Consider the following 21,226-nt stretch of genomic DNA (forward strand, 5'->3'; position numbering starts at 1 on the left):
GGACAGGTTTTCTTGTTATTACCGAATAATTCCATTCTGAATGAAGAATACTATGCCAAAACGTTGAACGGGGTGGCCTGATGCATGTACAACTGAAACGGCGCATTTATATTACATGTATTCTTCTTACGGGTTTATTTATTTTGCTTATGATTCGGTTGGCTTGGGTTCAAGTCGTACAAATTAATCGCACGATGCCAGGATTCCAACGTACCGTTCGTGAGATGTCTGTTTTGCAGCGAGAGCGAGGGGTTGTATTGGATGCGGGACGAGGGCAATTTACCGATTATAAGGGTCAGCCTCTAACAGGCAAGCTGGAGTGGGGGGTGGTCCTTTTCCCGTATACGGATCAATCAAGTCATTCATATCCATCCACAATGGAGAATTCGAGAGTTAAGGAGTTCGCAGCTTTATTACATACGGATGTGAAGTCGTTACAAAAGGAATGGAATCAAGGGAACGCACCCCATTTCTGGACAGCAGGTACCGACCAACCGAGCACATTGACCGATTCTCAAGTTATTCGACTGCGTGAATTGAAGGCAGACGGAGCGAGTGTGTATCCTATGATGACGCGTTATGGACAGGGCGCTACAGGCATGCAATGGTTAGGTTATCTCGCTGAACAGCCTGGATTCCCGAATGCGAAGTCGGGTCACAAGAATGAGGTGAAGCAGCCTTTTGCCATGAAATCTGGAGCAGCCGGGCTGGAAAAAACGTTGGAACCTTTATTGATGGGAATAGGCCCCACCCTTGTTTCACGTATGGTTGCAGGTTCAGGAGAGGTTATTCCAGATATCCTGCCGCGCGTCATAGCACCCTCCAATACACACTATCCATTGCGCGCGGAGACGACAATCCATATCGATTTACAGCAAGGGATAGAACAGATTGTGAAGAAGTCGGGAATGAAGGAAGGCGCTATCGTTGTGTTGGATGCGGCCAATGCAGACGTGCGTGCCATGGTTTCGGTGCCGTTCTATAACCCACAGCATGTAGACCCCAAACAAACGGCTTGGGCGAATCGTGCTGTGAAGGGGGCTGTACCGGGCTCTATATTCAAAATCGTTACAGCAGCGGCAGCGCTGGAATATCAAGCTGTATCCAAAGGGGAGACTTTTCATTGTGGTGGTGAGTGGGGAAAATATGGCCTGTCCTGCTGGAAGGAGCATGGGCATGGGAAACTGAATCTGGAGCAAGGGTTTGCCGAGTCCTGTAATATTGTATTTGCTGAAACTGCCCGTCGGCTCAGTATGGAACAGTTGGAGCGTACGGCGGATGCTTTGGGGTTGGCACGTCCGATTGGCTGGGAGGGAAAACAGGTCGCCGGAATGCCCATACTGCATCATTTCGATCACGAGGACGCAGGTCGAGTGAGACTGCCATCCGTCTCTCCTCAAGATGAGGGAGCGAAGGTACAGACGGCTATCGGTCAGCGCGACGTTCTAGTGACCCCGTTGCAAGCGGCCAATCTGATCGTTACGCTCTTGCATGATGGCAAGGTGACTGCCCCACGCCTCGTTCAACGTATCCGATTTGCCGATGGTGATACGATGCTGGACATGCCGATGCATGATTCACCTTCTTCAGCAGGACGGATTTCTCCAGGCACGGCGCATCAGCTGTTGTCCTGGATGAAGAAGGTAGTCAGTGACGGAACGGGAAAATCCCTGCAACATGCGCGGTGGCAAGTGGCAGGGAAGTCAGGTACAGCACAGGTACAGCAGCATGGAGAGAAACGTAACCATCAATGGTTCATCGGGTATGGACCCACGGAGCAACCCCAATATGCTGTAGCTGTACTTGTCCAAAACGTGGCTCCAAGCAGCCGTCATCAAGCAACGGCGATATTCAGGAAAGTGATGGACTATTTGGCTGAATCCTCATGATTCCCGGAAGAAGCAGGCTTCTGCACTGAAGGCTCAGCATTCATACCAGAGGCGGTGCTACCTGGTGTGTCCATAACTAATGGGGAAGATTCGAATTCATCTTTCGGCAAATGAATCCATTGCTGGAGATATCCTTGTTGCAGCAATTCTTTGAGCAGAATCAGCAGCACCGGAGACAACACCACACCGGCCAGACCAAAGACAGAGAGCGAGATCAGCATAAAAGAAAGCATTAAGTAAGCGGAAGAGACCCCGATCGAATTACCCGATATTTTCGGCTCAAGCAATTGGCGTGTTAGCATGGTTACAGCAAGGACTACAATTAAGCCAATCGCAAGGCTGCTATTCCCCACAATGAACAGATACACAATCCACGGAATGAATATAACAGGAACACCCAGCAAAGGTACAAGGTCAAAAACGGCGCAAATGGCTGCGATGGTGAAGGCATTGGCAGTTCCCAGAATCAACAAGCCTGCATAAATCAATACAAAAGTAATTAGCATCATAATCATCTGGGCCTTCAAATATGAACGGATCGTCTTGAACACATGATTACGCATAAATTCAAGAGCCAGCTTCAACGTTTTTGGCGTTTTGGCCCGGGCAAATTTACGCCAGGATTCAATCTCGATACTGAGAAAGAACGCGAGAATAATGGCAATCCCAAAGTTGGTAATAAAGGAAGAAAATGAACTGAGAAAACCGATGACGATTTGTGCACCACTGGTCACCCATTTGGACAAGAATCCGGTCAGAGTAGCAAAATAATCATTAACTTTCTCGGTTATTCCATCCGGTAAGGCATCCGACTTATCCTGAATAAAATAAACCAGGTTGGTGAATTCTCGCTGGACCATCTCGATATAATAAGGGAAATTATCCTGCAAATTAGAAATTTGGGATACGATAATTAATCCCAATCCAAAAAAGGCAGCAACAATAACCGCAAGAAACAATAAGACCGAAATGGCGGCACCCAGGGTTTTGGGCAATCCTTTGCGATGCAGAAATCTTGCCAGAGGTTCGATCATCCAATACACTATAAATGAAAGAAAAACTGGCGCAGCCAATTGATATAATCGACTGAAACCGTACATGATAAAGTACACGGTTAATACGAGCAGCGCAATGTCAAAGACGGTGCGCCCGTACTTTTTGTAAAGCGGCAGCATGGGCAGGGCTCCTTTGTACGTCATTAAGGTAAAAATTAGGATGCATTTATTGTACACGATAGCTATCTTTTTGGGAAAAGAGGATTCAAGAAAAGGCTGAATTATGATAAAATTAAAGGCGGTTTATTTTGGTTAGTGCTATATTATGGCACGGTAATTCAGCATGAGAAGCGGGGAGTTTGTAGCATGACAAATTTACTTCAGAGCATATTACTGTGGTTATTGTACATTTCATCTTTTTACGCCTTTATTCCGAGTTTAGTTAGCAGACTTTTCGGTTTTCGTGTGTTCAGGCGCGGGAGAAGTAAGACGGAATTTTCCTTAACTTTTGATGATGGGCCGGATCCGGAATACACACCCAGATTGCTTGATTTACTGCGTCAATATGAGGCGAAGGCAACTTTTTTTGTAGTCGGGGAGCATGCAGCCCGTCATCCCGAGCTCATTCAGCGCATACACGAGGAAGGTCACCTTCTCGGAATTCATAATTATATTCACAAAACCAATTGGTTAATGCGTCCGCGTACGGTTCGGGATCAGATTCAACGGACAGGTCAGATTATTCAGGAGGTTACGGGGGAAAGAACTTGTTATTATCGTCCACCGTGGGGGATTATGAATCTGTTTGATTTTTTCAGTAAAAAAGATCGGCGGATTATCCTGTGGTCGTCCATGTTTGAGGACTGGAGAAGCAGCGTGGGCGTTGAGAAATTGACAGATCGAATGTTGAAGGAGCTAAGGGGCGGAGAGGTCATGTTACTGCATGATCGAGGGACTACCCTCGGCGCTGATGCACACGCGCCGGAGCAGATGCTCCAGGCGCTCGAAGTCGTATTGCAGGAGGCCAACAGGCAGCGATTGCAAAGTGTTCGCATCGATACGTTGATGGGGGGCGTTACGGTGAGCGAACTTAAAAGTACAAGTCAGCCACAAACACATTTATCATTTTGGAAACGGATGGTTGTTGCATTATGGCTAGGCTGGGAGAAGTTGTTTCATTGGGTATACCATTTGCAAACCGCTTCGCCAGAGGACCCGTTGTTGCACTATCGCTCCCGTGTATACCATGGAGCGTTAGTTGAAATGAGCGACGGTCATGTGATTCGTAACGGTGATCCGGTTATTGAACTTCATTTTGATAATAAAAAGCTTTTCGATCTGGGTATGACTTCACGTTCAAGCATGCATTTGGCCATTCGTATGATTCGGGCTATGGAACAGCAACTTCCTGATTTGGCCCGACAGGTCGCACTTGAGCCTGAACTCCGTTCAGCCAAGGCTCTATACGGTGTGAGCATGATTAACCGGGGGCCGGAGAAATTCGGGTTTACGGTTCGGGAATTGGCTCCTGGGCCGTTCAGTTCTGCATCGAAAGTGTATCTGAAACTTCTACTAAGCGTAATTCATCCGGCAGGAACGAAGCGTCTGAAGCAGCGCTCCGAACAATTGGTTCCAAAAATGATTGCCATGCCGCTTGATGTGCTGCTGGGTCGCTATGGACAGCACGCACTGGTGGCAGCGACGACGGAACAGTCCTCTGAGGAATTGTTGGTTCCCGAACAGGATCTTGTACCGGAGCGAAATTAAAAGTAAAACTAAAAGCGAAACTAATAAAGAAAAGGGTTGCCCTTCGCCGAATTCGGCTGAAGAGCAACCCTTTATTTATGTTTCCGATAAAGAAATTCATCGGATATCTTACATTTGAATTAGATACTCAGTACGCCACCGTTGCTTGCATTTGTTACCAGTTTGGAATAACGAGCAAGGTAACCAGTTTTTACTTTTGGTTCAAAGCCTTTCCAACCAGCGCGACGACGTTCGAATTCTTCGTCACTGATGTGCAATTCGATGATGCGGTTGTTCAGATCGAGTTCAATGATGTCTCCTTCTTCGACAAAAGCGATTGGACCGCCTTCAGCAGCTTCCGGAGAGATATGTCCGATACTGATTCCGCGAGATGCGCCAGAGAAGCGTCCGTCGGTGATCAGACCGACTTTGGCACCAAGACCCATTCCTACGATCTGGGAAGTAGGAGCGAGCATCTCAGGCATACCTGGTCCGCCTTTTGGTCCTTCATAACGAATAACGACAACATGTCCTTCTTTTACTTTGCCGTTCGCAATGCCTTCGAGCGCTTGTTCCTGAGAATCGAAACAGATAGCAGGACCTTTGTGGTATCCGCCAACCGATGCGTCAACAGCACCGACTTTGATGATAGCTCCTTGTGGTGCAAGGTTACCAAACAATACAGCCAAGCCGCCTTTTTCGGAATGTGGGTTGTCCAGATGGTGGATGACATTCGTATCCTGAATTTCTTGTCCTTCAACGTTTTCACGAATCGTTTTACCAGTTACAGTAATGCAGTCACCGTGGATTGCACCTGGTTTCTTGAGCAATTCGTTCAGAACTGCACTTACGCCGCCTGCATTGTGAACGTCTTCGATGTGAAGATCGGAAGCAGGTGCAAGTTTAGCCAGATGAGGAACGCGGTTGGCTACTTCATTGATCCGCTCGATTGGATAATCGATTCCTGCTTCATGAGCCAGTGCCAGCGTATGAAGTACCGTATTAGTTGAACCACCCATAGCCATATCCAGCGCAAATGCGTTGTCGATAGCTTCTACGGTAACGATATCGCGTGGTTTCAGATCCATTTTGATGAGTTCCATCAGTTGTTTTGCGGATTGTTTAACAAATTCACGACGCTCAGGAGCAACAGCCAGGATGGTTCCGTTGCCTGGCATAGCCAGTCCCATCGCTTCAGCCAGACAGTTCATGGAGTTCGCAGTGAACATACCGGAGCATGATCCACATGTTGGACAGCCGAACTGTTCAAGTTCAAGCAAGCTCTTATCATCGATTTTACCAGCTTGATAAGCACCTACTCCTTCAAATACGGAGGTCAGGGACAGAGCTTTACCATTGCTGTCACGACCTGCCATCATTGGACCGCCGCTGACAAACACGGTAGGGATATTACAGCGAAGTGCACCCATCATCATACCGGGTGTGATTTTATCGCAGTTCGGGATACATACCATGCCGTCGAACCAGTGTGCAGATACAACCGTTTCCACGGAATCCGCGATAATGTCACGGCTTGGCAGCGAGTAACGCATACCAATGTGTCCCATGGCAATTCCGTCGTCAACTCCGATGGTGTTGAATTCGAATGGAACGCCACCGGCTTCACGAATAGCTTCCTTTACAATTTTACCGAATTCCTGCAGGTGAACATGGCCGGGCACGATATCGATGTAAGAGTTACATACGGCAATAAATGGTTTGCCAAAGTCCTCTTCTTTAACGCCCGCTGCGCGGAGCAAACTGCGGTGCGGTGCACGGTCAAAACCTTTTTTGATCATATCGGAACGCATCTTCTTGGCTGACATGGTGTATTTCCCCCCAAATTTATAATATTGAGCAACATGAATGGAAATATAAATGGCAGTGCATCTGTCGTTTAATTTCATCCGTACTCTAAAAAAATAGACCAGTGATACTGGTTTCGAGCTTCCCGTAGTTTGTGAAGTTCTTTGCTGCTTTAAACCCGTGAACAACCCGGTTTTTCTATAGAGTCTATCACAACCGTCGTCATATTTCTACAATCAATAGAAAGAAGCTTCAATCCATTAGTGGAATGAAGCTTTCTTGATTTGATGCACTGCATCAGGTGATCTTTTACCGCTACCCATGGGTAGCGGCTAACTGCTCCCGCCTTTGCGACCAATCTCCCGATAGAATTCTTTATTATGAGTTTCGGAAGTTGCTTCTCCACCCTTGCGTCCAATTTCCTTATAGAACTGAGAATCGTGCGCATCTGAAGTCGCTTCTCCACCTTTTTTACCTATCATTTGGTAGAAGCTCCGATCATGTTTTTTGGAGGTGGCCTTGCCACCTAATCTACCCGCTTCCTCGCGACTCATTTTGTGTTCAGACGTCTGTGGACGTGCCATTACAAATCACTCCTTATATCATAAGTAGATTGTTGTAGCGCGTATTCCTACTTACCACAACATTTCCAGCCTGAAACAAGTCGATTTCAATGGAAAGGAGCAGGATTTTAGTTCATCTGAACCAGGATGCTGAACGTTTTAATACCCCTTGACGATTGAAGTGAAAGCGGGAAATATCGGGTTCAATGAGAGGCCGAAAGGCATGACGGACTGCTGGATGAGCCAGCGTTATAGCGAACATTAGCGCAATGGAGACAATCACCGGAATATACAAACTAGTTTCCATATCATTGTAAACCCCGGACCAGATCGCCAGACGAACGAGAAATCCATGTAAAAGGAACACATAAAGAGTGCGCCGTCCCAGATCGGTCAATCTGGATGTTAATGAAGGGACCCAGGCGAGAAATAATGCTCCCGATCCGATTTCAAGTGCATAGATTCCGAGGCGGTAAATTCCTGCAAACCACTCATGGTGGCCGAGCTCTGCGTAAGTCATGCTACCCAGTAACCAGCCTGGTGCAATGCTGAGTCCTCCGAGTCCGATCCAACCAAGAAGAGCAGCAGACAACGTAGCTGAAATTTTGCGGCCCCAACCGGATCGCAATCGGGAGCGGATAGACGCTCCGTAGTCATACCCAATAACAAAGAAAGGAAGAAATACAAACGTACGGCTGAAGCTCAGCCAGAAACCGTCAATGGGTAAATATCCGGCACATACCCCCAGCAACACGGCACCGAGTAATCTGTATATTGGTTTCCAGGAGAGTGTAAGACGAAGCAACAGCCGCCAGCAGAAATGACTTGCCAGAAACCAGAGCAGTAAATAAGGTGCAAAGAAAGACAAGCGCATATGCGGTGTGTGGAATATGGTGAAATCCATTATTGCATACAGGGACTGAAACAGAAGGTACTGTAATGCAATCTGCTTAAGCACATTACGGCCAGATGTACCTTGGAGCGAATGTCTGGCAAAGTAGCCGGTTACCCATACAAACAGCGGCATGTGAAACGTATATATCCAAAGAAACAGAGTCTCTGCTCCTGCAAAACGCGTAATAACTGGTTCGAGAGCATTGCCCGCAAGTACACAAACAATAAGCATAAAGCGCAAATTGTAAAAAAAGGAATCCTGATCTTCGTGAATGGTGGTCGGTTTGTTCATGTTGTAGCCCCCCTGATAACCCTTGGCGATTGCAATCTGGTTCTGTAATAAGGGTAATATGGATGTGCATCATTCATTGTGATATATTTCACAATAGAAAGCGCTATCCTTTCTCAAAGCTGTGACAACAAAATGAACGCTCCGGGATTGACAACGGTTGCATAGAGGCTGACAATGGGGAAAGAAGATGAGAATTGTAAATATAAGGAGGGGAGAATTCATGTCGACGGATACCCGCCGAAGCCCTGAAATTGTTACGTTTGGCGAAAGCATGGGTTTGCTGACAGCAAAGGATACAAGAGGTCTTGAATATGCGGCGACATTAGACAAATCATTTGGCGGCGCGGAGAGTAATCTGGCTATTGGTGTATCCCGACTTGGGCATACCAGCGGCTGGTTTGGCCGCCTGGGTAATGATCCGATGGGTAACATGATCATGAAGGCTATTCGTGGTGAAGGTGTAGATGTATCCAGAGCAAGGATGAGCGACAAAGAGCCCACCGGTTTGATGATTCGTGAGAACGCTTCCGGGAAAGCCTCGGTACATTATTATAGGAAGCTATCCGCTGCAAGCGCGATTACTCCTGAAGATCTGGACTCGGATTATATTGCGGGTGCGCAAATCCTTCACGTTACAGGCATCACCGCAGCAATAAGCGCGTCGGGACTTGCTACTGTTGAAGCTGCTATACATATAGCCAAGCAGGCTGGTGTGAAAGTGAGTTTTGATCCGAATCTGCGTCTTAAACTGTGGTCAGCTGAAGATGCACGTCCAGTTCTGCTTCGTCTCGCTGAGCAAGCGGATTATTTCTTGCCGGGTCTGGATGAGATGAAGCTTCTGTATAACGAAGAAGATGATCAAAAAGTACTTGAGCGTTTGTCCGCCATGAATGCAGTCTGTATCGTGAAGGGCGGCCCTGATTTGACCTACGTATTGGTGAATGGTACCCTAACGGAAGTTCCGTACTTCAAGGCAGATCATGTCCTGGATACAGTCGGGGCAGGAGATGGATTCTGTGCGGGCTTTTTGTCCGGCCTTATTAAAGGATATTCTCCGCAGGAGGCGACCCGTCTCGGGAATTTGACTGGTTCCATGGTTATACAGGCTGTTGGCGATTGGGAGGCGCTCCCAACGTGGGAGCAGGTCGAGGCCAAGCTGAACAATGTAGCTCATGTTGAGCGCTAGTCGCTGCTGATATCATATATGTCTCATCTTCGTTCATTAATGTAAGGCTTGTAATAGACAACCACATTGACAAGGGAGAGAATGAAATGAAGAAGCTTCAGCTGCTGCAAAAAATAACGGATAGTGGGGTTGTTGCGGTTCTGCGTGCAGATTCTGCGGATCAGGTGATCGCCATGGCCGAGCAAGCTATCGCGGGTGGTATCAAGATTATCGAGATCACAATGACGGTGCCTAGTGCCCTCAAAGCCATCGAGAAATTAAGCCGTGTATACCATTGGAACACACAAGATCCAGAGAAATTTGCCATTATTGGAGCTGGAACCGTACTTGAACCCCAGACAGCGCGTGCCGCAATCATGTCAGGTGCCGAGTTTGTTGTGGGTCCTTCCCTGAACCCAGACACTGTGAAAATCTGCAACCTGTACCGGATTCCGATTCTCCCAGGGGTGATGACCATTGCGGATGTACAACGTGCATTGGAGCTTGGCGTGGATATTGTGAAGTTGTTCCCGGGTAATCTCTATGATCCGTCCATTATCAAAACGATGAAGGGACCTATGCCGCAAGCGAATTTCATGCCGACCGGTGGGGTGTCCTTGTCCAATCTGGGTGACTGGATCAAGGGAGGCGCCGTTGCTGTAGGAATCGGTTCCGACCTTACAACGGAAGCAGTGAAGACGGGGGACTTGAGTTATGTTCGCCGCAAAGCGGAACAATATATGGATGCTTACCGCAAGGCCAAGGCCGAATAGCGATGAATGATGGAGAAGGGGAGCCTCAGGAATGAAGGCTCCCGTTCTGCAAGCCGCGGCACCTGCGGAAGTGCAGAAAGGTGATGAACGTTGAGAAACCGATATAATACAGGGCGCAAGAAGAGGGGCATCGGGAAATTCCTGCTCGTTCTTCTGGCGCTCATTGTCATTGGGTGTGGGTTTGTGGCTTGGAAGCTGTTTACGCCTTATGGACCACAGGAGATGGCTCAGACAGCCATGGAAACTGCAGATCAGGTGACTGTAACTGAAAAAGACAACTGGATTGATTTTGTGCCGGACAAATCTGTTGGGGTGAGTGTTATTTTTTATCCAGGTGGATTGGTTAAACCGGAAAGTTATGCACCTCTTGCCCATGAGCTTGCGGCAGCAGGACATCATACCATTATTGCGAAAATGCCGGTCAATCTGGCGGTGCTCAAGCAGAATCTTGCCGATGATATTATTAAAGCCTATCCAGATGAACCATTTGTTATGGGAGGGCATTCTCTTGGCGGATCGATGGCGGCGCGTTACGCGGCTTCCCATCCGGATGCACTTCAGGGCATCTTTTTCCTCGCATCCTATCCGGATGAAAAAGGCAGTGTGAAGTCACTGGGGATACCAGCGTTGTCCATACTGGGTACGAATGATGAAGTGGTGAATGCAACAAAGTATCAGAATGGACGGGCATATTTGCCGGAAGATACGGTGTATTACACCATTGAAGGTGGTAACCATTCGCAGTTCGGTGACTATGGCCACCAGAGCGGTGACGGTGAAGCAGGGGTCAGTGAAGAGGAACAACTGTCCCAAACGGTTAAAACGACTGTGGGCTGGCTGGATACAATCAAGTAAGCTGCCAGTTCAACGGTGAATGGTACCAGCCATAGCAGACGGGAACTGGAGGTGATACGTATGTCCATGCTTCAAATCCGTGGTAAGCAAGTTACCTGCCGAGGCATTCTATTTGATAAGGATGGAACGCTGTTGGATTTCTTACAGCTATGGGGGCCGTGGGCAGAGTCTTTGCTGAATCAGTTGGAATCACAACTGTCAGAGCTTGGGGCCTCGTTCACGGTGGAGCGTGAGCAAGTTCTAGGTACGGTCCGCAACCGTGAAGGTCATCTGATCGGATATGATCTTCAAGGGCCATTGGCTATTGCCACGGTGGACGAGAGCAACGGTTTGCTTGCTGGGCAGTTGTATGCAGCAGGCATGCCATGGAATGAAGCAATCACTACGATCCGCCGTTTTTCCAGTGTCGCCATGGGTGAGGTAAGGCAGAGAAAAAGGGCCGAACCGATGCCTGGATTAAATGCATTTTTGCAGCGTTGCCAGGAAGCATCTATTCCCATGGCAGTTGTCACTTCGGACAGCACAGCTGCTGCCGAGGAACATATGGAGTGGATGGGAATCCGGCCGTATTTTACATCGATTGTAGGTAGTGACCGGGTGACTCGGGGCAAACCGGATGGAGAGGCCGCAGTTCTGGCTTGCCGTGAATTACATATTCATCCTAAGGAGGTTGTCGTGATTGGTGACAGCAATGGGGATATGCAGATGGGACGTAACGCAGGGGCATCCTATATGATTGGTTTCTGTCCAGAAGTCGGGGGAAGTGACTATTTACATGAAGCCGATGACGTCATTCAGGATTATAATGAGTTGAAAATCATCTCTGAACGTTCCTTACAGGGATGATCTCGTAAAAGGAGGAGAGAGGATGAACGCAACAGAACAACTGGCTGCCTGGATTAGAGAAAGCTCGAACATTGTTTTTTTCGGAGGGGCCGGAACTTCAACGGAAAGCGGGATTCCCGACTTCCGCTCTGCGGCTGGCTTGTACCAGACAGAGCAGCATTCACCCTATCCACCGGAAGAGCTGCTGAGCAGACGTTTTTTTGACCAGCATGCTGATATTTTTTATGATTTTTATCGAGGCAAAATGCTTCATCCCGATGCGGCGCCCAACGGCTGCCACCGACTTCTCGCCAGATTGGAGCAGGAAGGAAGACTTCAGGCTGTTATAACGCAAAATATCGACGGTTTGCACCAAAAGGCTGGCAGCAGCAATGTTCTTGAACTTCATGGTTCGATCCATCGTAATGCTTGTATGGATTGCAAGAGGTTCTATGCGCTGGATGATATTATTACGGCAAAGGATACGGTTCCTCGTTGCACAGCGTGTGGTGGCGTGATCAAGCCGGATGTCGTACTGTATGAAGAAGAACTGGACCAGACGATTTTATATCGTTCGGTTGACGCACTGTCCTCGGCGGATTTATTGCTGGTAGGTGGAACTTCACTAACCGTGTATCCTGCCGCACAATTGATTACGTATTTTCAAGGGAAACATACGGTATTGCTTAACGCTACACCTACGGCATACGACAGGCGGGCTGATTTGCTGATTACAGACCCTATAGGTGAGGTAATGAATAAGGTGGACCAGCTTCTTGATTAAACGTAAGTCAACATTGTCCGAATAACCGCATTCTCCGGCATACGGACCGGGTACTAGAGGCGGAACCTGGGGAAAGAAGGGATTCATGATGGTCTACGTAGCCAGCGATGCACGCTACGAAACAATGAAATACAACCGCGTTGGACGTTCAGGTTTGAAACTGCCAGCGATTTCACTTGGGTTATGGCATAATTTTGGTGGCATTAATAATGCGGAGAACGGCCGAAAAATGATTACCCGTTCGTTTGATCTGGGCATTACGCATTTTGATCTTGCCAACAATTATGGTCCGCCGGCAGGTTCGGCAGAGCAGTTATTCGGTCAGGTACTGGCACAGGATCTGAAGCCATATCGAGATGAACTCGTCATCTCGACCAAAGCCGGGTACTATATGTGGCCTGGACCTTACGGTGAATGGGGTTCTCGTAAAAACCTTGTTTCCAGTCTCAATCAGAGCTTGAAGCGCATGGGTCTCGATTACGTAGACATCTTTTATTCTCATCGTTATGATCCCGAAACATCTCTGGAAGAAACGATGATGGCGCTGGACCATATTGTTCGTTCCGGCAAAGCTTTGTATGTCGGCATCTCCAATTATCCTGCAGAACAGACAAAGCAGGCGGCCGAGATTCTCAAAGGCTTGGGTACACCTCTGTTGATTCATCAACCCAAATATTCAATGCTGGATCGCTGGATTGAGGATGGGCTGCAGGATGTACTTGATGAGTATGGAACAGGCAGTATCGCTTTTTGTCCATTGGCACAAGGCGTGCTCACCAACAAATATCTGAACGGTATTCCGGAAGATTCACGAGCCAAGGGCCCGTCTGTATTCCTGAATGAGAACAACATCTCGCCAGAGACATTACGCAAAGTACGTGCTCTGAACCAGATTGCAGCATCGCGTGGTCAGAGTCTGGCCCAATTTGCGCTCGCCTGGGTATTGCGTGATGGCAAGGTGACTTCTGCACTGATTGGTGCAAGCCGTCCTTCGCAGATTGAAGAGAACGTGGCTGCTCTTAGCCAGTTGGAATTCTCTACAGAAGAATTGGAGCGCATTGAATCGATACTTCGTCCGGAACCGATTGACAAATAGTTATCATTTTTCAACACGTGATGAAAAACTCAAATAAATAAAGTTCAAAAGGTGCATCTTAGCCATAATGGCGGGATGCACCTTTTTTGTCCCTTATTCTTCAGACCTAGGAGGTAGAAGATTCTGCTTTTGATCATAGGGTTATCGATGATTAGGCGGTACTTGGCGTGTCCCTTGCGTTTGCGGCCTTTTAAGAATGTTCTCCCGGTAAAGGCTGGGAGCTTCACCGTGGAATCGCTTGAACTGTTTGGAGAAATACAGCGCATCTGGTAACCCTACAGAGGCAGATACCTGTTCAATGGACAGGTCAGGACGTTCCCGTAGCAACTGGCGTGATTTGTCAATCCGAAGTTTAAGCAGGTAGGTAACTGGTGATAGTCCGGTTTCCTGTTTGAATATGCGGGACAGATACGCCCGGTTATAGCCAAGACTGGCCGACATTTGCTCAATCGAGACAGGGTAGGCATATTGGGTAGACATATATTGAATCATCTGTTTCACCGTTCGTCGTATTGAAGATTCACCTGGTATTAAGGTTTGGCCCTGAGAAAGGTGATTTTGTGCCTCGGCTAGAATCATATATAACGTACCGAGTGATGTAAAATGAGAGCTTTCTTTCCGCTCGGCAAAAGCCATCTGCATCACAGATAACCAATCCGAAATGCCACAAGATGGTCCGGCATGAAAGACGGATTTCTCAGGACGGAATCCTGCTTCCTCTGTATGCTTCGAAGCCTGACTGCCAGTAAAGGCCATCCAACGGTATTGCCAGGGATGACGGGCATGGGATTGGTAGCTTACAAGCTGCCCCGGATGAATGAGGAAACAATCTCCTGCGGATAGCTCGTAGGTATGCAGTTCAGTACGGAACGTACCGGCCCCTTTTTCTACATAATGCAATAGATAATAATCGTATAGCTTCGGTCCAAGGGCATGACCGGGGAGGGTTTGGCTTGCACCTGCAAAGAGGACATGCAAAGCTCCTTTTTCATAATAGACAGGATTGGAGGCAACCGAGTAGCTGAGTGCTCCGCTTTTGCCCGAGGCTTCCAGCGTGCGTTCAGCTGGTGAACCCGTTGCACCTTCCTTACGTTGTTCAGTCATGATGACATTCCTTTCCTTGCTTGATGTTGCATTCATTATACGTCGAAAGGTCACATTTATCCATATGGAACACACATGGTTGCATTTCAAGGGGGACCGCCTTCTTGTATAATAACATTAAGAAAACCAACAACATTGAGATGAGGTGCAGCAGCAATGAACATAAATGAATTGAAACAAAAGTTTATTGACAAGTACGGTGAGAGTGGAGCGGACATCCGTGTGTTCCATGCCCCTGGGCGCGTGAATTTGATCGGTGAGCACATTGACTACAACGGTGGATACGTGCTTCCGGCAGCGCTTGAATTCGGCACCACTTTGATTATCCGTGAGCGTGAGGACAATAAGTTACAGTTGGCTTCCACCAATATGTCCTATGAAGGAACGCTGGATACGTCTTCTATTGGCAAAGAGAAAACAGGGGAATGGACGGATTACCCGGTCGGCGTCATGGTTGAACTGCAAGGCAAAGGCGTGAAAGTAACCAAGGGTTATGACTTCCTCTACCATGGAGAAATTCCGAATGGCGCAGGACTTTCCTCTTCCGCATCGCTAGAGGTTCTTACCGGGTTTGCCATCCAGTCGCTCGAGGGTGTAAATGATATCGATACGGTTCAACTGGCGCTTCTGTCCCAAAAGGCGGAGAACGAATTCGTCGGTGTTAACTGCGGCATCATGGATCAGTTCGCTGTAGCCAATGGCGCGGAGGATCATGCGATCCTGCTGATGTGTGACACCCTTGAGTATGAAAAAGTACCATTCCGTACCGGCGCCTATAAGCTGGTCATAGGTAACACGAACAAACGCCGCGGTTTGGTGGACTCGGCTTACAATGAACGGCGCTCTCAATGTGAGCAGGCACTTGCCATTTTGAAAGAACAACTGCCAGCGCTGAACTACCTGGCGCAACTTACACCTGAACAGTTCATCACACTGCAGGATCATATCAAGGATGAGAAGGTAAGACAGCGTGCCCAGCACGTGGTGGAAGAGAATGCACGTGTACTTGCATCCGTGGATGCCCTGCGTGATAACGATCTGGAAACCTTCGGCAAGCTGATGAATGCATCTCATGAATCGCTTCGTTATCTCTATGAAGTGAGCTGCGAAGAGCTGGATGTGATGGTAGAGGAAGCACAGCGGATTCCGGGGACACTTGGGGCACGCATGACTGGAGCGGGATTCGGCGGATGTACGGTATCCCTTGTCCATGAGGACGATGTGGAGCGTTTTGTAAGCGAAGTTGGAGCAGCATATGAAGCACGCACCAGTCTCAAAGGCGAGTTCTATGTATGCGGAGTGGGCGACGGCGTTAAAGAATTGAAGGAGGCGAAGTAAGATGGCAATTTTGGTGACAGGTGGAGCAGGATATATTGGTTCTCATACGGTAGCGGCTTTGTTGGAGCGTGGCGAAGAGGTTGTCGTTCTGGATAACTTGCAGACAGGGCATCGTGAAGCTCTGCTGGGTGGGAAATTGTATGAAGGAGATCTGCGTGACAAGGAACTTCTGGCGAAGCTGTTCGCTGAGAATTCCATCGATGCAGTCATTCACTTTGCAGCCAACTCACTTGTTGGCGAGAGCATGAAAGATCCCGTGAAATACTATGATAATAACGTATTTGGCACATTGTGCCTGCTGGAAGCGATGAATGCAGCGAATGTACGTCGCATCGTCTTCTCCTCTACAGCTGCTACTTACGGCGAACCGGAGAAAGTGCCGATTGAAGAGAGCGACCGCACAGAGCCTACGAACGTATACGGCGAAACCAAGCTGATGATGGAGCGCATGATGTCCTGGTTCGATAAAGTACAGGAAATCAAATACGTTTCCCTGCGTTACTTCAATGCAGCCGGAGCCCATGATAGCGGCAAAATCGGTGAAGATCACCAGCCAGAGAGCCATCTCATTCCACTCGTGCTGCAAACGGCGTTAAAACAACGTCCACACATTGCCGTGTTCGGTGACGATTACGCGACAGAAGACGGAACCTGTGTACGTGATTACATCCACGTAAGTGATCTGGCAGACGCGCATCTGCGTGCTGTAGACTATCTCCTTAAAGGTGAGAACAGCAACGTGTTCAACCTGGGTAACGGTCAAGGCTTCTCCGTTAAACAGGTTATCGAGACAGCTAAGAAAGTAACCGGACTGGACATTCCGGTTGTACAGGAACCACGTCGTGCGGGTGATCCGGCCGTGCTGGTGGCTTCGTCTGCCAAAGCAAGATCCGTATTGGGCTGGAACCCGAAATGGACGAATCTCGAAGATGTCATTCAAAGCGCATGGAGCTGGCACCAGTCTCATCCTGACGGTTACGGAAAAAACTAGGAGGCGAACATCGATATGTCACAGACTCATATTGCAGCAGGTGCCACAGAGCGGACACCGGAGCAGCAGGAAGCACTGCATGCCATTGAACGTCTGGTAGCATTTGCCTTGCAGAACAAGCTCATCGAAGAAGCGGATCGGGATTACAGCCGTAATCTGCTGCTGGAACAGTTCGGATTCTCTGAACCGTTTGCCGGAGTATTGAACGAGACGGTTTTGGACGGACCACAACCACTGCTGGATACGCTGATTGATTATGGATTTGAAATTGGACTTATCCCTGAAAATACCGACACGTACCGTGATTTGCTTGATGCCAAAATTATGGGTCAATTAATGGCTCGTCCATCCGAGGTGGTGCGCGCATTCCGTCATACGGAGCAGACCGAAGGCATTGAAGCGGCTACTTCCCAATTTTATGAGCTTTCGATTCACTCCAACTACATTCGGATGGACCGTATCTCCAAGAATGTGTACTGGATGCAGGATACAGCTTATGGCGATATGGAGATTACAATTAACCTGTCCAAGCCGGAGAAAAGTCCGAAAGAAATCGCGATGGCGAAGTTGCTTCCGCCTCCGGTGTATCCAAAGTGCCAACTTTGTCGTGAAAATGTGGGCTATGCCGGTCGGGTCAACCACCCGGCTCGTCAAAACCTGCGTGTCATTCCATTGGAATTAAACGGCGAACCTTGGTTCTTCCAGTACTCGCCATACGTTTATTACAACGAGCACTGTATTATTTTCCATCACGATCATGTGCCGATGAAATTGACCAAGGACACGCTGCGCAGGCTGCTGGCCTTCGTGGGGGAGTATCCGCATTACTTTATCGGTTCAAATGCCGATCTGCCCATCGTTGGCGGCTCCATCCTGACACATGACCATTTCCAGGGTGGACGTCATACCTTTGCCATTCAAAATGCGAAGCCCGAGGCGGTGTTCCGCCATGCAGGTTCGCCGGGGCTTACGCTTAGTCTTGTGAAATGGCCGATGTCCGTACTGCGGCTGGCTTCACATGATCCGGCTGAGTTGCTTGAAGCGGGTAATGCTGTTTATGAAGCGTGGAAGGTGTACAGTGATTCTACGGTGGAGATCGAGGCATTTAGTGAGATTGACGGAGAGCAAATTCCACACAATACAGTTACACCAATCGTTCGTCGCAGTGCAGACGGTGGATATGAGATGGACCTCGTTCTGCGGAACAATCGCACGAATGATGAACATCCTGAAGGGATTTTTCACCCGCACCGAGAAATGCATCATTTGAAGAAGGAGAACATTGGTCTCATCGAAGTGATGGGACTTGCCATCCTGCCGGGTCGTTTGAAAGAAGAGTTGGACAGCATCGCGGATATTCTCTCTGGGGATACCAAGCTTGCTGAAGCAGCCAAAGCCTCCGAACATGTGTTGAACAAACATCTAGGTTGGGCAGAAGAATTGATCGAACGTTTTGGTACCAACCTGAACAAGGAGCAGGCCGTTACGCTTGTCCAACAGGAAGTAGGCCTGAAATTCGCCGAGATTCTGGAGCATGCAGGTGTCTACAAATATGATGAGGCAGGGCGTCAAGCCTTCCGACGTTTCGTGGTCAGCATGGGATACAACTGAATAAACATGTAAAACGAAGAGCACCAGCTCATATAAGGGCTGGTGTTCTTCGTTTGTTTGACATGAAAATTGAAACGGAGTCGTTGACAAGTGGTTGTATCCCTTTAGCCTGAACTGGCCTGAACTCATATGACGGAGTGTTTCGGGCAGAGGGAGTTTCTGCTCCAACCGCAAACGAGCGGGACGATTATGGATCCGCGTAAATGGGAGGTCGTCGGGAAGGATGAGGAATTTATCGCCAGTATGGGCTGGAGCGGAAAAACCATCGGTGCGGCTGTCATTGTGGATGTGGAAGAATGCTTTATTCATTGTCCGCGAGCATTCAAATAGGCCGCTTTATGGTCGTCTGAGACATGGGTAGATAAGGAAAGCTTGCCTTCAACCAGTGTGAAATGTTCCGTGCACACTTGCAAATCAACGGGTTGATATAAAGTGAGTGGCTATCGATTTGTTTTTGTACAAACGGGGTACTATAATTGGAGTTGCACTAAAATATGAATCTCCATTGGAGGCGACATAGATATGAGATCTTTTCAATTTTATAATCCAACCCGATTGATTTTCGGTAAAGGTCAGCTGGAAGCATTGAAAACCGAAGTACCGAAATACGGCAAGCGGGTTCTGCTTGTATATGGTGGCGGAAGTATCAAACGCAGCGGTTTGTACGACCAGGTTATCGGACTACTCAAGGAAGTTGGAGCTGAAGTTACGGAGCTGGCTGGTGTGGAACCGAACCCGCGTCTTTCGACTGTGCATAAAGGGGTAGACCTCTGCAAAACGAACAACATTGAACTGATCCTCGCTGTAGGTGGCGGCAGCGTACTGGATTGTGCCAAGGCAATTGCCGTAGGTGCCAAGTATGATGGCGACATGTGGGACTTTGCTCAGCGTAAAGCCGTTGCACAGGATGCTCTTCCGCTCGGTACCGTGTTGACAATGGCTGCAACCGGTTCGGAAATGAACTCCGGTTCGGTTATCACGAATCAGGATACACAGGAAAAGTTGGGCTGGGGCAGCGCGTATTCGTTCCCTGCGTTCTCGATCCTTGATCCGGTAAATACATATACCGTTCCTCTGGACCAAACGGTTTATGGCATGGTGGATATGATGTCCCACGTACTGGAGCATTACTTCCACTTGGATGCCAACACACCGGTTCAGCTCGGGTTCTGTGAGACGATTCTGCGCACGGTTATGGATGCAGCGCCTCGTCTGGTTGAAGACCTGGAGAATTATGAGCTGCGTGAAACCATTCTGTACTGCGGAACGATGGCATTGAACGGCGTACTGAACATGGGTCTCGCTGGTGACTGGGCTACTCATAATATCGAACACGCGGTATCCGCAGTATATGATATTCCACATGGCGGAGGATTGGCGATTCTGTTCCCGCACTGGATGAAGCACAATCTGGACGTAAATGTGGATCGTTTCAAACGTCTGGCGATCAATGTGTTCGAAGTTAACCCTGAAGGTAAATCGGACAAACAGATTGCAGAAGAAGGCATTGAAGCGTTGAGCAAATTCTGGACATCCATTGGTGCTCCTAACCGTCTGGCTGATTATGATATCGATGACAGCCAAATCGAAGTTATGGCTGATAAAGCTATGCTCTTCGGCCCATTTGGTAACTTCAAAAAATTGCAGCGTGAAGATGTTGTATCCATCTACAAGGCTTCTCTGTAAAATTAAAACATGAAGGCACAGTAATGTGTTCTCTGGAACCGCACGTCTCCTTTAACGGAGATTTGCGGTTTTTTGTTGTGAATAAGAGTGAATCGAAGAATGCTCCAGGAATTGGATCAAATTGCGATGAGAATAACCATTATCGGGTCTTGAATACAAATGAGGAAAGATTTTGAAACATCACGGCCCCTTACTACGTATTTATTTACATGAGGAATGCCCAGTTGGATGGAATTGCGGCAGAAGAGAGGAGGAACGGGGAATGGAGTCAATCTATTGGGGGTGTCTAATCGGAGGAGCCATATTTGCAGTCGTCAGCCTTGTGCTAGGTGACTTGATTGATGGCTTGCTGGACGGGGCCTTTGAATTGCCTGGCCTTGATTTTTTCAAACCTGTTGTGCTGGCTGGTTCCATAACGACTTTTGGCGGGGCCGGTATTATGCTGACACGTTATAGCTCGATAAGTGATATTTCGGCACTGATACTATCCCTGCTTATAGGTATTGCTGCAGCCATGCTGGTATTCTTTGCATATATCAAGCCGATGCGTAACAGTGACGTCTCCATTGCGTTTTCAATGAAAGAGCTATCCGGGAAAATTGGAGAAATAACCATTCCGGTACCGGAAAAAGGTTTTGGTGAAGTCATGATCAAAATTGCTGCCGGTAATACGGTTCACACGGCATCCAGCTTCGAACATCGTCCCATTGCGGCGGGAGCGCGTGTTGTAGTTGTAGATGTAACAGAAGGTGTGCTGCGTGTGTCGGAATGGGATGAAGATGTACTTAAAGATGTTTAAGGTAAGTTTTAACC

General features: G+C 48.3%; 18 protein-coding genes and 1 pseudogene. 14 read left to right on the forward strand and 5 right to left on the reverse strand.

The features are described 5' to 3' along the window. The first annotated feature begins 80 nt into the window (after nt 1-80). Nucleotides 81-1,889, forward strand: a complete 1,809-nt coding sequence (locus tag AMS66_RS01480; RefSeq protein ID WP_181014079.1) for a peptidoglycan D,D-transpeptidase FtsI family protein — start codon at nt 81-83, stop codon at nt 1,887-1,889. On the opposite strand, the gene AMS66_RS01485 is transcribed toward AMS66_RS01480, so the two are convergent. Then, nucleotides 1,868-3,064 carry an AI-2E family transporter gene (locus AMS66_RS01485; protein ID WP_053779133.1) on the reverse strand — a complete coding sequence of 399 codons (1,197 nt, stop codon included), beginning with the start codon at nt 3,062-3,064 and terminating at the stop codon, nt 1,868-1,870. The genes AMS66_RS01480 and AMS66_RS01485 overlap by 22 nt on opposite strands. 186 nt (nt 3,065-3,250) lie before the next feature. On the opposite strand from AMS66_RS01485, the gene AMS66_RS01490 reads away from it, so the two are divergent. Continuing rightward, a complete protein-coding gene (locus tag AMS66_RS01490; RefSeq protein WP_053779134.1) occupies nt 3,251-4,651 on the forward strand; it encodes a polysaccharide deacetylase family protein in 1,401 nt (466 codons plus the stop codon). Nucleotides 4,652-4,770: 119 nt separating this feature from the next. Here the strand turns inward: AMS66_RS01490 and ilvD are convergent, their stop codons facing one another. From ilvD to AMS66_RS01505, 3 genes and pseudogenes are all read right to left on the reverse strand, one after another. Then, a complete protein-coding gene (gene ilvD, locus AMS66_RS01495; protein WP_053779135.1) occupies nt 4,771-6,456 on the reverse strand; it encodes a dihydroxy-acid dehydratase in 1,686 nt (561 codons plus the stop codon). A 315-nt stretch (nt 6,457-6,771) separates the two neighbouring features. After that, a pseudogene (locus AMS66_RS01500) lies at nt 6,772-7,020 on the reverse strand (KGG domain-containing protein); the annotation flags it as partial. 112 nt (nt 7,021-7,132) lie between these two features. After that, on the reverse strand, nt 7,133-8,185 hold the full coding sequence (locus AMS66_RS01505; RefSeq protein WP_053779137.1) for an acyltransferase family protein: 1,053 nt from the start codon (nt 8,183-8,185) through the stop codon (nt 7,133-7,135). A gap of 220 nt (nt 8,186-8,405) precedes the next feature. Here AMS66_RS01505 and AMS66_RS01510 point away from each other — a divergent pair, with 220 nt between their 5' ends. The 6 genes from AMS66_RS01510 to mgrA all read left to right on the forward strand — a co-directional run bounded on the left by AMS66_RS01510 (nt 8,406) and on the right by mgrA (nt 13,683). Further along, on the forward strand, nt 8,406-9,371 hold the full coding sequence (locus tag AMS66_RS01510; RefSeq protein WP_053779138.1) for a sugar kinase: 966 nt from the start codon (nt 8,406-8,408) through the stop codon (nt 9,369-9,371). 86 nt (nt 9,372-9,457) lie between these two features. Beyond that, nucleotides 9,458-10,123: a bifunctional 2-keto-4-hydroxyglutarate aldolase/2-keto-3-deoxy-6-phosphogluconate aldolase gene (locus AMS66_RS01515; RefSeq protein WP_053779139.1), complete on the forward strand. Its 666-nt coding sequence runs from the start codon at nt 9,458-9,460 to the stop codon at nt 10,121-10,123. Nucleotides 10,124-10,213: 90 nt separating this feature from the next. Beyond that, the gene (locus tag AMS66_RS01520) at nt 10,214-10,978 is read left to right on the forward strand and encodes an alpha/beta fold hydrolase (RefSeq protein ID WP_053779140.1); all 765 of its coding nucleotides are present in this window, start codon (nt 10,214-10,216) and stop codon (nt 10,976-10,978) included. A gap of 60 nt (nt 10,979-11,038) precedes the next feature. After that, a complete protein-coding gene (locus AMS66_RS01525) occupies nt 11,039-11,824 on the forward strand; it encodes an HAD family hydrolase (RefSeq protein WP_053779141.1) in 786 nt (261 codons plus the stop codon). 22 nt (nt 11,825-11,846) lie between these two features. Continuing rightward, nucleotides 11,847-12,587 carry an NAD-dependent protein deacylase gene (locus AMS66_RS01530; protein WP_053779142.1) on the forward strand — a complete coding sequence of 247 codons (741 nt, stop codon included), beginning with the start codon at nt 11,847-11,849 and terminating at the stop codon, nt 12,585-12,587. An 88-nt stretch (nt 12,588-12,675) separates the two neighbouring features. After that, nucleotides 12,676-13,683 (forward strand): L-glyceraldehyde 3-phosphate reductase, encoded by a 1,008-nt coding sequence (gene mgrA / locus AMS66_RS01535; RefSeq protein ID WP_053779143.1) that lies wholly within the window; start codon nt 12,676-12,678, stop codon nt 13,681-13,683. Nucleotides 13,684-13,824: 141 nt separating this feature from the next. On the opposite strand, the gene AMS66_RS01540 is transcribed toward mgrA, so the two are convergent. Further along, on the reverse strand, nt 13,825-14,787 hold the full coding sequence (locus AMS66_RS01540; RefSeq protein WP_236703075.1) for an AraC family transcriptional regulator: 963 nt from the start codon (nt 14,785-14,787) through the stop codon (nt 13,825-13,827). A gap of 156 nt (nt 14,788-14,943) precedes the next feature. Between AMS66_RS01540 and AMS66_RS01545 the strand changes: the two genes are divergently transcribed. The 6 genes from AMS66_RS01545 (at nt 14,944) to AMS66_RS01565 (ending at nt 21,212) form a co-directional block, all read left to right on the forward strand. Next, nucleotides 14,944-16,125 carry a galactokinase gene (locus tag AMS66_RS01545; RefSeq protein WP_053779144.1) on the forward strand — a complete coding sequence of 394 codons (1,182 nt, stop codon included), beginning with the start codon at nt 14,944-14,946 and terminating at the stop codon, nt 16,123-16,125. Between the two features lies 1 nt (nt 16,126). Further along, entirely contained in the window at nt 16,127-17,116 is a 990-nt protein-coding gene (galE, locus tag AMS66_RS01550; protein WP_053779145.1) for a UDP-glucose 4-epimerase GalE, read from the forward strand. 15 nt (nt 17,117-17,131) lie between these two features. Then, nucleotides 17,132-18,727, forward strand: a complete 1,596-nt coding sequence (locus AMS66_RS01555) for a UDP-glucose--hexose-1-phosphate uridylyltransferase (RefSeq protein ID WP_053779146.1) — start codon at nt 17,132-17,134, stop codon at nt 18,725-18,727. A 189-nt stretch (nt 18,728-18,916) separates the two neighbouring features. Beyond that, nucleotides 18,917-19,057 carry a hypothetical protein gene (locus AMS66_RS32620; protein ID WP_160319651.1) on the forward strand — a complete coding sequence of 47 codons (141 nt, stop codon included), beginning with the start codon at nt 18,917-18,919 and terminating at the stop codon, nt 19,055-19,057. 192 nt (nt 19,058-19,249) lie between these two features. After that, nucleotides 19,250-20,413, forward strand: a complete 1,164-nt coding sequence (locus AMS66_RS01560; RefSeq protein WP_053779147.1) for an iron-containing alcohol dehydrogenase — start codon at nt 19,250-19,252, stop codon at nt 20,411-20,413. 262 nt (nt 20,414-20,675) lie between these two features. Next, entirely contained in the window at nt 20,676-21,212 is a 537-nt protein-coding gene (locus tag AMS66_RS01565; protein WP_053779148.1) for a protease, read from the forward strand. Nucleotides 21,213-21,226 lie beyond the last annotated feature (14 nt).

Origin of the sequence: Paenibacillus xylanivorans, from assembly GCF_001280595.1 — a bacterium.
GTDB classification, from domain to species: domain Bacteria; phylum Bacillota; class Bacilli; order Paenibacillales; family Paenibacillaceae; genus Paenibacillus; species Paenibacillus xylanivorans.